The sequence below is a fragment of the Salinibacterium sp. genome (assembly GCF_031364185.1).
GTDB lineage: Bacteria > Actinomycetota > Actinomycetes > Actinomycetales > Microbacteriaceae > Rhodoglobus.
Window position 1 is genome coordinate 1 of record NZ_JANLVV010000067.1, and the last position, 9,879, is coordinate 9,879.

Here is a 9,879-nt window from a genome sequence, read left to right on the forward strand (position 1 = left end):
GCGAAGGGCGTGGAGGACACCGCGTTCTATCGCTATACCAGGCTCGGGTCGCTCACCGAGGTGGGTGCGGATCCCTCGGAGTTCTCCATCGGTATCGACGAATTCCACCGCCGCCAGCAGGTGCGCCAGGCGAGCTTCCCGGTGTCCCTCACCGCTGCCTCCACCCACGACACCAAGCGCGGCGAAGACGTGCGAGCTCGTATCACGGTGCTCGCCGAGATTCCGACGGAGTGGGCGGCTGCGCTTGGCGAGCTGCGGGATGCGGTGCCGCTCGGCGACGGTCCGCTGGAGTTGCTGCTCTGGGAGGCGATCATCGGCGCCTGGCCGGCCAGCCGAGAGCGGTTGCACGCCTATGCCGAGAAGGCTGCCCGCGAGGCCGGAAACTCCACCGGGTGGACCGCACCGAGCGAAGAATTCGAAGCTCGGATGCACAGGATCGTCGACTCCGCCTTCGACGACCCGCACGTGGTCGGTATCCTCGAGCGCGTGCTCGACGCCGTGCGCCAGCCGGGCTGGTCGAATTCGCTCTCGGCCAAGGTCATCCAGCTCACCGCCCCGGGGGTTCCGGATGTCTACCAGGGTAGCGAGCTGTGGGAGACCTCCCTCGTCGACCCCGACAACCGCCGCCCGATCGACTTCGACGAACGACGGCTCTATCTCGCAGCTATCGACGCCGGAGCCCACCCGCCGATCGACGAGTCGGGCGCTGCGAAGCTGCTCGTAACCTCCCGTGCGCTTCGGCTGCGTCGGGACCGGCCCGAGCTGTTCAGCCGGTACGCCGCGATCGAAGCCTATGGATTTGCGGCGAAGCACGTCGTGGCCTTCGACCGCGGAGCGGCACTCACCCTTGCCACGCGCCTGCCGGTTGGCCTCGCAAGAGCGGGCGGTTGGGGGGACACCACTGTGATCGTCGCCGGGCGTCCTGTCACCGATGTCTTCACCGGTCGCACATTCGAGGGCGGCACCCTGCTGCTTTCCGAGGTGCTAGAGCGATACCCTGTAGCACTGCTGATCCCGAACGAGTAGGCGACCGATGACGACCACTGACGCACTCACCTTCGACATCTGGGCCCCCGCGGCCTCGAGACTCACGCTACTGCTCGATGGCGAGCGTCACGAGATGACGGCGACCAACGGCGGCTGGTGGACGGCTCCGGAGGGCGTCTCCGGCACCGACTACGGCTACCTCGTGGATGGAAACGAGACACCGCTGCCCGATCCGCGCAGTAGGCGCCAGCCCGAGTCTGTTCATGGACTCTCTCGCACCTTCACCAGCGAATTCGAGTGGACCGACAGCGCCTGGACCGGCCGCCAGCTGGCCGGCGCCGTGATCTACGAGCTGCACCTCGGCACCTTCACCCCGGAGGGAACGCTCGACTCGGCGATCGACAAGCTCGACCACCTCGTCTCCATCGGGGTCGACTTCGTGGAACTGCTGCCGGTCAACGGGTTCAACGGCGACCACAACTGGGGCTACGACGGGGTGCTCTGGTACACCGTCGATGAGACCTACGGCGGGCCCGCCGCCTACGAACGGTTCGTGGATGCCGCGCACGCGCGCGGTCTCGGCGTGATCCAGGACGTGGTCTACAACCACCTCGGCCCGAGTGGAAACTACCTTCCGCGCTTCGGTCCATACCTGCACGCCGAGGGTTCCAACACCTGGGGTTCCTCGGTCAACCTCGACGAGCCAGCCGTGCGGTCGTACGTGATCGACAACGCGCTGATGTGGCTGCGCGATTTCCACGTCGATGGCCTGCGCCTCGATGCCGTGCACGCTCTCGTGGATAACTCGCCGAAGCACCTCCTGCAGGAGCTCTCCGAGCGCACCGACAGCCTCTCGGCCTTCCTCGGACGCCCACTCACCCTCATCGCAGAGTCCGACCTCAACGATCCAAAACTCATCACGCCGCGCGAAGGCGGCAGCGGAGGCTACGGCCTCCAGGCCCAGTGGAGTGACGACTTCCACCATGCCCTGCACGTGGCCCTCACCGGCGAAACCAGCGGTTACTACGCCGACTTCGCTCACCTGGATTCACTCGCTAAGGTGGTCACCCGCGGCTTCTTCCACGACGGCACCTACTCGTCGTTTCGCGGACGGACCCATGGCGTGCCCATTGATACCGGCACGATGCCCACCTGGCGCCTCGTCACCTTCACCCAGGATCATGACCAAATCGGCAACCGCGCGACCGGCGATCGGTTGACCGCGACCCTGGATGTCGACCAACTGGCGATCGCCGCGGTGTTGACGCTGCTCGGACCGTTCACGCCGATGCTGTTCATGGGTGAGGAGTGGGGAGCCACTACGCCATGGCAGTTTTTCACGTCGCATCCCGAACCAGAGCTGGGGCTTGCTACCGCCCGGGGGCGCATTGCCGAGTTCGAGAAGATGGGGTGGGATGCCGACTCGGTGCCAGACCCGCAGGACCAGGCCACGTTCACGCGCTCGAAGCTCGACTGGTCCGAGCTCGATGAGCCGGCCCACGCCAGGCTGTTCGCGCTCTACGGAGATCTGATCGCGCTGAGACGGAGCATCCCTGGGCTCACCGATCCGTCGTTCGCCTCGGTCACCTGCGCCTTCGATGAAGCCGCGCGGTGGTTCAGGATCGACAGGCCAGGGGTCAGCGTTGCCATCAACTTTTCGGCAACTGAAAGGGACGTGCCCGCCCCGGCCGGCGCCGTCATCTTGGCCACGTCCGGCACGCCTGTGCGGGTGGGGAGCCTCGTTCCGCTAGCCGCCCACAGTGCCGCAGTGCTGCGGGCCTGACCTATGCTGGGCCGCCAGACTCATCGGGCCTTCTCGGGCCGCCCACCGCTGGTCAGGTCGTGACGAAATCGATCAGCTGCTCCACCCTGCCCAGCAGCTGGGGTTCGAGGTCTGCGTAGCTGTCGACCCGTGACAGGATGCGCTGCCACGCGGCGGCGATATCGGCCTGATCGTCGTGCGGCCAGCCCAGTGCCTCGCAGATTCCGTGTTTCCACTCGATTCCGCGCGGGATCACGGGCCATGCCGTCATCCCGAGCCTGGCGGGTTTGACGGCCTGCCAGACATCGATGAAGGGATGCCCGACCACGAGCACGTGCTCGCGGTTGGTGCCGCGATTCACGGCCGCCGCAATTCTCGATTCCTTGGAGCCGACCACCAGGTGATCGACCAGCACGCCCACCCTGCGGCCGGGGCCCGGTGCGAAGTCGCGGATGATCGATTCGAGGTCATCCACACCGGCAAGGTACTCGACGACGACGCCTTCGACCCGCAGATCGTGCCCCCAGACCTTCTCGACGAGTTCGGCATCGTGGCGGCCCTCGACGAAGATTCGGCTGGGCAGCGCAATCCTGGCCCTATGGTCTTCGACGGCCACGGAGCCCGAAGCACTGCGCATCACGGGAGCGGTCTTTGCGGCCGGCCTGACGAGTTTCACGGGCTTTCCGTCGACAAGATAACCGGCGCCCAGCGTAAAGGTGCGAATCGAGCCTGCACGATCTTCGAGCTCGATCATCCCGTTGGCATAGGCCACGATCGCACCCACGAAACCGGTACCTGTCTCCTCGAGGACAAGCCCGCGTTCGACGGCGAGCTCAGGAATCGGGGTAGGGCCACGTTGTTTCGCGAACCCCTGCAGAACATCGCTGCCATATCGGTCATCACTCACCGGTCGAGGCTAACCGACGGTGCGCTTCCCTGAGGCGAGACCCTCCGGCCGTCGCGTCAGAGGCTGTCGTGTCAGAACCTGTCGACTCAAAAGCCGAAGTCACCGCCGCCGAAATCGCCGCCGCCACCGAAGTCGCCGCCGCCTCCAAAGTCGCCGCCCCCACCGCCGTCGGCGCTCGCATCCGATCCGGAGTCTGATCCGCTGTCTGAGCTGCTATCCGATCCCGAATCGCTGGCCGCTGCATCCTGACCACCCAGATCGGGCATGAACGCCGACACCAGCGCCGAGCCGATGACGTAACCTGCGACGGTGCCGAGGATGGTGCTTCCCACCATGCTGCCGAAGCCGGGGCCCTGGAATGACCGCTCCATGGTGCCGGGCTGCCGCAGCTCAGACCTCGTCGCCGACGATGCGAGCGATGCCGCATCCCTACCCCGAGGCGCCTCACCAGCCGGAGCGTTCTGTGAAAGCTCATCGAAAATCTTCGACCGCTGCTCGTCCGTCAGCTTCGCGAAAGCTTCCGCATGCACCTGCTCGATCGTTTCGGGCGGTGCCGTGCGCAGCAGGTACCGGTAACGTTCCACGGCGATCTCATCGTCGGATCGGGGGGCTCCGCCATGTCGGGATGGAGGCGGCGGCTCTTGATCTTGTGCACCGAACAGCCTGTCGAAAAATCCCACGATAGTCTCCCAGCCGCGGGTCGGCGCCCGCCTGTGACCAGCGTAGGGTCCCCGTCTGGGAATGAGGCACATCTGAGATGAAAGTACAGACGCCTATGAATTTACGTGCTCCACGAGCCAGGGATACGGGTCGATCATCTCGCCGCCCACGATGATGCTGAGGTGCAGGTGCGCACCGGTCGACTGGCCCGTCGAGCCGACGAGGCCGAGCAGCTGCCCGCGAGCTACGGTGTCTCCGATGCTGACGGCGATCGAGTCATCCTGCAGATGAGCGTAGAGGCTGGAGACGACCGTTCCATCGATCACGTGCTGCACGACCACCCTGTTTCCGTAGCCGGTAGAGTCCCAGCCGGCCTCCGTGACGATACCGGCGGAGATCGCCTGGATGGGGTAGCCAGCGCCGGGATTGAAGTCGGTTCCGGTGTGGTCGGTCGAACAGCCATCGCACTCACGGAGGCCGAAACCACTACTGATGGGAGCGGATGCGGGCACCGGCCACTGCACGACGGAGAACGTGGACATCGCGAAACCGTCGCGGGTCGGCAGGGCGTCGAACCCTGCCGACGTGGTCAACGATTGCCCCTGAGCGGCTGCGGCTGCATCTTCCGAGGCGAAGGCGCCGGGTGGCAGTGACGGAATGCTGGTGAGCAGACCGGCAGAGGCGATGGCGGCGAGCACAAGACTGCGCCGGTGTGACCTGATCACCCCGATAAATCCCGGGCTGAGGGCCCAGCCGGAATCGAGAGCGGAAGAGGGCAGGAACGACGAACGAAACGAGAGTGACAAAGGAGCTGGTCTTTCGAGTTCGGCGCGGGCACACAGGCAGCGCGCGCGTGCAGCAGAGGCACGAAAGTGGGGGTAGTCGGCACCCGGTCAGGTGCGATTCGGCCTCGAGGGGAGCGGGATCCGGGGGTGTTGTCTCACCGGGGCTCACTCAGTCCTGGGGTATTTCCCTGCTATCAGTTTGCGTGACGACCCTGGGTGATCCATGTGCACGCGGGGACCGCGACCGCGGGGCACTCAGCATCGTGGCGATCGCAACACCTGCGAGCGCACCCATGGATGACAACGCGACGTCGCTGAGGTTGGCGTAGCCGACGGGCATCCAGGCTGACTGTGCCGCTTCGATCCATACCGCCGCGAGAACGCTGAAGCCGAACGCCGCCCACCAGCGACGTCGTCCGAGCAACAAAACCAGAAGCACACCGACGGGGAGAAAAGCAATGACCGGCCAGAACCATTGGGATCGTGACGCCGCCGAATTAGGCATAAACGTCGCGCATACGAGCGCCGCCAGGTACAGGACGGTGACACTGAGGAGTATCACCCGTCTCATACGCATTGGCCCAGTATCACCCGGCGTCCTTCGCGAACGGTGTGAGAAGAGTGAACGAGCAGTGGGAGCCCGCTTCTGCTCGGGAATGGTGGGGTGAGCACGCGGGTTGCTACCCTCGGAAATGACCCCGGGAGACACACGATGACACACGATTGGCTTGAACTGCAGGGGCGTGCTCATCGTGAGTTCGCTGGCCGCCTCAGCGGGATCACCGACTGGGACGCGTCGACACCGGACGCCGATTGGTCAATCCGCGACCTCGTCAGCCACGTCATCGAGGAACAGCAGTGGGCGCCATACCTGCTCGCCGGCAGTTCGATTGCCCAAGCGCGGAAAGACATCGAACCGCTGCGAGAAGACCTGCGTCAGGAATGGCAGCTGTACTCTCTCGCGGCGCTGGCGGCGTGGGACGCCGCTCCCCGCGAATCCATGGTGCGGTTGTCCTACGACACCGTCACCATGGACGAGTACCTGCGCGAGCAGGTGGCAGATGTCACCATCCACACCTGGGATCTCTCACGCGCTACCGGTGCTGACGAGCTTCTTGACCTCGAGCTGGTTGAGGCGGTGTGGACCGTCTTCGAACCCCAGAAGGAGACTCTTGCGGCGAGCGGCCTGTTTGCCCCACCTGTTCCGATTCCGGATGACGCGCCGCTTCTCTCTCGACTTCTCGCGGTCACCGGGCGCGACCCGCGCTGACGCGCCGCCCTACAGGAATCCGGTGAGCACAAGCTCCCGCAACGGGGGAATCACCTCGGCGGTGAGCTCGGTCTCGTCGACCTCGAGGAGCTGGGCCACCGCGCCGCAGATGGCGCCGACGGTGAGCGTGCCATCACAGGCGCCAACAACCGCGGCGAGCGCGGTGCCCAGGGGCGCGGTGCGCGAGAAACCTGAGCCCTGCCGAAGGTCCATCACGGTCGGGTGCTCGTCGCCCGGCCAATAGTGCCGCTGCTCTGTGACGTCGGGGGCCACCGTGAGGGTAGCGCGGGCGAACGCCGCGTCATCCACACTCTGCAGCCAGTCGTGGGCCGCCAGCAGCTCGGCGATATGCGTGCCGAGCGAGTCGCCCAGTGGCGTGTCGAGCCTCTCGAACCTGCGCAGGGTGGGCCCGCCCGTGACGGGGCGACGCAACGTGATGTAGCCGAAGCCCACCCCGGTGACGCCCCGGGTCTCGAAGTCATCGAGCCACGCCGCGTACAGCCTGTCGAACTCCGGGCCCGGCAGGGTGCCCCCATCACGGATCCAGGTCTCCGCATACTGCTCGACCGTCTGGCGTTCGCGTTCGATAACCCAGGCATCGAGCCCGGTGAATCGAACCCACTGCTCCACCCTGGCGAGGCCGTCGCCCGCGCCGTACTCCCAGTTGCCCAGTAATTGAGCGACACCGCCCGGGATCAGCATCGCCTCGACATTTTTCACCACGAATTCGACGATGCCGTCGCCGACCATGCCACCGTCGCGATAGTCGTATGCGGGCATGTTGTCGAGACCGCGCGGGGTGATCACAAACGGAGGGTTCGAGACAATATGGCCGAACCTCTCCCCTGCCACGGGTTCGAACAGGTTTCCCCGTCGAAACTCGATCGTGGTGATCCCGTTGAGCTCGGCGGTCATCGCCGCGAGTTCCAGAGCGCGCGCAGAGATGTCGGTAGCGATGACCTGCTCGGCGTGACGTGCGGCGTGCAGCGCCTGGATTCCGCAGCCCGTGCCGAGATCAAGGGCGCGCGCGACCGGCTGCGTGATCATCAGGCCGCTGAGAGTGATGGATGCCCCGCCCACCCCCAGCACGTGGTTCTCGGGTATCGCGGTGCCCAGTGCAAGCTCGCCGAGGTCAGACACGATCCACCAGTTGACGATGCCCCGTTCATCGACGAACGAGTATGGCCGGAGATCGACAAGCGGAATCCCCTCGGCCGAGACGAGGCCGAGACGCACCGCGCCGCTCAGTCCGAGTGTGGGCAGCGCGGCATCCACATCGGCGGCGGGGGCAGGCATGCCGAGCACGAACACCCTGGCGAGCGTCGACAGTGGAGTGGTCGAGGCGATCGACCGGAGCGCGGGCACTCGGTGGCCGCGGTCGAGAGCGGACGCAGCGTCCGCTCCCCAAAGTGCGGCAAGGGCATCCACTGTGAAATTCGCACTCGCAAGATCGGCCGCGAGGTCGGCCAGGGCTGTCACCCGACCATTCAACCACCGCGGTCAGTCGGCCAGCGACCTAGTCGACAAGCACCGACAGCACATTGCCCGCTGGATCACGGAACCAGCAGATGGGGGGGCCGTATTCGGGCTTGGGCGGCCGCGCAATTCCGCGCTCATCGGTGTTGTCGTCATCGTAGATCTTGGTCACCACACCTTTCGCGTTGAGTTCGGTGACCGCCGCGTCGATGTCGGTGACCGGAAAAGTGAGCACGGTGTAGGTCGCCGGCACGTGATCCTGCTTGGGATAGATCAGGATGACGCCACCGTTCGCGAGGTGCACGTTGAGAAACCCCATGGAGTTGGCCTCGACCCTCAACCCGAGGGTTTCGCCGTAGAAGGTTCTCGCCTCGTCGATGTCGTCAACGGAGAAACCGCTGAAGGCGGGGGAATCTGCGAACATGATGTTTCTCCTGTGACAAGTTGCTCGGATATGTATACACCGTGAACACTGTCATACAATGTTCATACCGTCCAGCACGAAAGGCAAAAACCATCTCCAGCGCAGCCGTTAGTCGCCAGAGCTATCATCACGGCGACCTCAGGCAGGCGCTTCTGGCCGCCGGAGTCGAACTTGCACGCGACGGCGGCCCCGATGCCGTCGTGCTGCGCGAAGCAACCAGGCGGGTTGGTGTGTCGCCCAACGCCGCCTACCGCCACTTCGCTGATCGAGACGCCCTCCTCGTTGCCGTGAGCAACGCCGCCCTCGCCGAGCTGGCCACCACGATCGATGCGACCGTCGCCCTGATCCCCGACAGCGACTCGGTTACTGTCGCAACGGAGCAGTTGCGGGCCGTGGGCACCGGATATGTGGCGTTCGCCCTCGATAATCCCGGCCTGTTCCATGCCGCGTTCTTCGTGCACTCCGACCTGCAGCAGCCCCCCCACTCGATGTCGGGCCCCAGTGGCAGGTCGCCCCTCGAACTACTGACCGACGCTCTCGACCGGCTCGTTTCCTCCGGCGCCATGCCGGCATCGCGGAGGCCGCAGGCGGAGTTCCTGGCCTGGTCTGCCGTACACGGGCTCGCGCTGCTGCTGGTCGACGGCCCGCTGCGCTCACTGCCGCGCGATCAGGCCGACGCGGCGACACAGCGCGTGCTCGACATGGTGGAGGCAGGATTCACGTGCCCGTGATCGCGGCAGTGGCATAGGTAGGGTGGAATAGTGGATCCCCTCACCCCCGCCGACATTCGCGCGAGCTTCGTGAACGCAACCCAGGGCGAGGCGGAGCGAGTGCCGATGCCCGGCCTGCACGAGGTCATCTGGGCCGAACGCGAGTACCTCGGCTGGCGAGACCCGCAGGCTCATCACCGAGCGTATCTCGTGCACTGGGCAGCGGAACAGCCCCGCGGCATCCTGCTGCGCTCCTCCGAGTTCTCACTCCAGCCCGGCATCGCCGCGATGTGTTCGCTGTGCCGCATCACCCGGCGCGCCGACGAGATCAGCATGTTCACCGCGCCGCGCGCAGGGCAGCCCGGTCGCGACGGCAACACCGTCGGCATGTACCTGTGTGACGACCTGGCATGTTCGCACCTGATTCGCATCCTGCCGCCGGCGCATCCACTGCAGCCTGACCCTGCGCAGTTGCTCGCCGGCCGCATCGATGGTCTCAACTCGCGACTGCAGGCCTTCACCGCCAGCGTGATGAAGCCGGCCTGAGCGGTCGCCGACAGAGCCGGAATCTCCGTCATTTCAGACGGGTGCGGGTGCGACTGCGGACGGGGACGGGTACGCGAGAGACATCCGCAGACACGCCCAGGCCTGGGTCACCCGCACTGCGACGAAGCCTCAGGCGCTGGCGCCGGCCGCCTGCCGCGACACCTCGTGAGCGATTGGCGGCAGCACCTTCGTCATGTACGGGCCCCAGAGCAGCCTGACAATGAGCGCCACGATCCAGCCTCGGCCGGGTTTCCCGAAGAACGTATAGGTCCAGCTGATCCGGGTGCTCGACTCGACCCGCTCGAAACGCCACTCGGCTCGAGCACTCGCGACGAGCATCCCGAACAGCTTC

General features: G+C 65.8%; 10 protein-coding genes and 2 pseudogenes. 5 read left to right on the forward strand and 7 right to left on the reverse strand.

All coding sequences use genetic code 11. From position 1 onward, the window contains the following. Both RMN95_RS03475 and treZ read left to right on the forward strand, forming a co-directional pair. Positions 1 to 1,026: pseudogene (locus RMN95_RS03475) on the forward strand (malto-oligosyltrehalose synthase); the annotation flags it as partial. A 7-nt stretch (positions 1,027 to 1,033) separates the two neighbouring features. Further along, positions 1,034 to 2,770, forward strand: coding sequence for a malto-oligosyltrehalose trehalohydrolase (treZ, locus tag RMN95_RS03480; protein ID WP_309615570.1), 1,737 nt, complete (start codon positions 1,034 to 1,036; stop codon positions 2,768 to 2,770). A gap of 52 nt (positions 2,771 to 2,822) precedes the next feature. Here the strand turns inward: treZ and RMN95_RS03485 are convergent, their stop codons facing one another. From RMN95_RS03485 to RMN95_RS03500, 4 genes are all read right to left on the reverse strand, one after another. After that, on the reverse strand, positions 2,823 to 3,656 hold the full coding sequence (locus RMN95_RS03485; protein WP_309615571.1) for a DUF3097 domain-containing protein: 834 nt from the start codon (positions 3,654 to 3,656) through the stop codon (positions 2,823 to 2,825). 86 nt (positions 3,657 to 3,742) lie between these two features. Continuing rightward, on the reverse strand, positions 3,743 to 4,336 hold the full coding sequence (locus tag RMN95_RS03490) for a hypothetical protein (RefSeq protein WP_397545238.1): 594 nt from the start codon (positions 4,334 to 4,336) through the stop codon (positions 3,743 to 3,745). A gap of 93 nt (positions 4,337 to 4,429) precedes the next feature. Next, positions 4,430 to 5,122, reverse strand: a complete 693-nt coding sequence (locus RMN95_RS03495) for a M23 family metallopeptidase (RefSeq protein ID WP_309615573.1) — start codon at positions 5,120 to 5,122, stop codon at positions 4,430 to 4,432. A 148-nt stretch (positions 5,123 to 5,270) separates the two neighbouring features. Then, positions 5,271 to 5,678, reverse strand: a complete 408-nt coding sequence (locus tag RMN95_RS03500) for a VanZ family protein (protein WP_309615574.1) — start codon at positions 5,676 to 5,678, stop codon at positions 5,271 to 5,273. 135 nt (positions 5,679 to 5,813) lie between these two features. Between RMN95_RS03500 and RMN95_RS03505 the strand changes: the two genes are divergently transcribed. Further along, a complete protein-coding gene (locus RMN95_RS03505) occupies positions 5,814 to 6,371 on the forward strand; it encodes a TIGR03086 family metal-binding protein (protein ID WP_309615575.1) in 558 nt (185 codons plus the stop codon). A 9-nt stretch (positions 6,372 to 6,380) separates the two neighbouring features. On the opposite strand, the gene RMN95_RS03510 is transcribed toward RMN95_RS03505, so the two are convergent. Together RMN95_RS03510 and RMN95_RS03515 are read right to left on the reverse strand one after the other, a co-directional pair. Next, positions 6,381 to 7,850, reverse strand: coding sequence for a methyltransferase (locus RMN95_RS03510; protein ID WP_309615576.1), 1,470 nt, complete (start codon positions 7,848 to 7,850; stop codon positions 6,381 to 6,383). 37 nt (positions 7,851 to 7,887) lie between these two features. Beyond that, a complete protein-coding gene (locus RMN95_RS03515) occupies positions 7,888 to 8,271 on the reverse strand; it encodes a VOC family protein (protein ID WP_309615577.1) in 384 nt (127 codons plus the stop codon). Positions 8,272 to 8,312: 41 nt separating this feature from the next. Here RMN95_RS03515 and RMN95_RS03520 point away from each other — a divergent pair, with 41 nt between their 5' ends. Next, positions 8,313 to 9,002, forward strand: coding sequence for a TetR/AcrR family transcriptional regulator (locus RMN95_RS03520; protein WP_309615578.1), 690 nt, complete (start codon positions 8,313 to 8,315; stop codon positions 9,000 to 9,002). Between the two features lie 30 nt (positions 9,003 to 9,032). Next, positions 9,033 to 9,527 carry an FBP domain-containing protein gene (locus RMN95_RS03525; protein ID WP_309615579.1) on the forward strand — a complete coding sequence of 165 codons (495 nt, stop codon included), beginning with the start codon at positions 9,033 to 9,035 and terminating at the stop codon, positions 9,525 to 9,527. A 129-nt stretch (positions 9,528 to 9,656) separates the two neighbouring features. On the opposite strand, the pseudogene RMN95_RS03530 reads toward RMN95_RS03525, so the two are convergent. Further along, positions 9,657 to 9,879 (reverse strand): annotated as a pseudogene (locus tag RMN95_RS03530) (SRPBCC family protein); the annotation flags it as partial.

Coding starts and splice junctions, on each gene's coding strand:
- RMN95_RS03505 (WP_309615575.1), top strand. CDS start 5,814: ATGACACACGATTGGCTTGAACTGCAGGGGCGTGCTCATCGTGAGTTC.
- RMN95_RS03515 (WP_309615577.1), bottom strand. CDS start 8,271: ATGTTCGCAGATTCCCCCGCCTTCAGCGGTTTCTCCGTTGACGACATC.
- treZ (WP_309615570.1), top strand. CDS start 1,034: ATGACGACCACTGACGCACTCACCTTCGACATCTGGGCCCCCGCGGCC.
- RMN95_RS03500 (WP_309615574.1), bottom strand. CDS start 5,678: ATGCGTATGAGACGGGTGATACTCCTCAGTGTCACCGTCCTGTACCTG.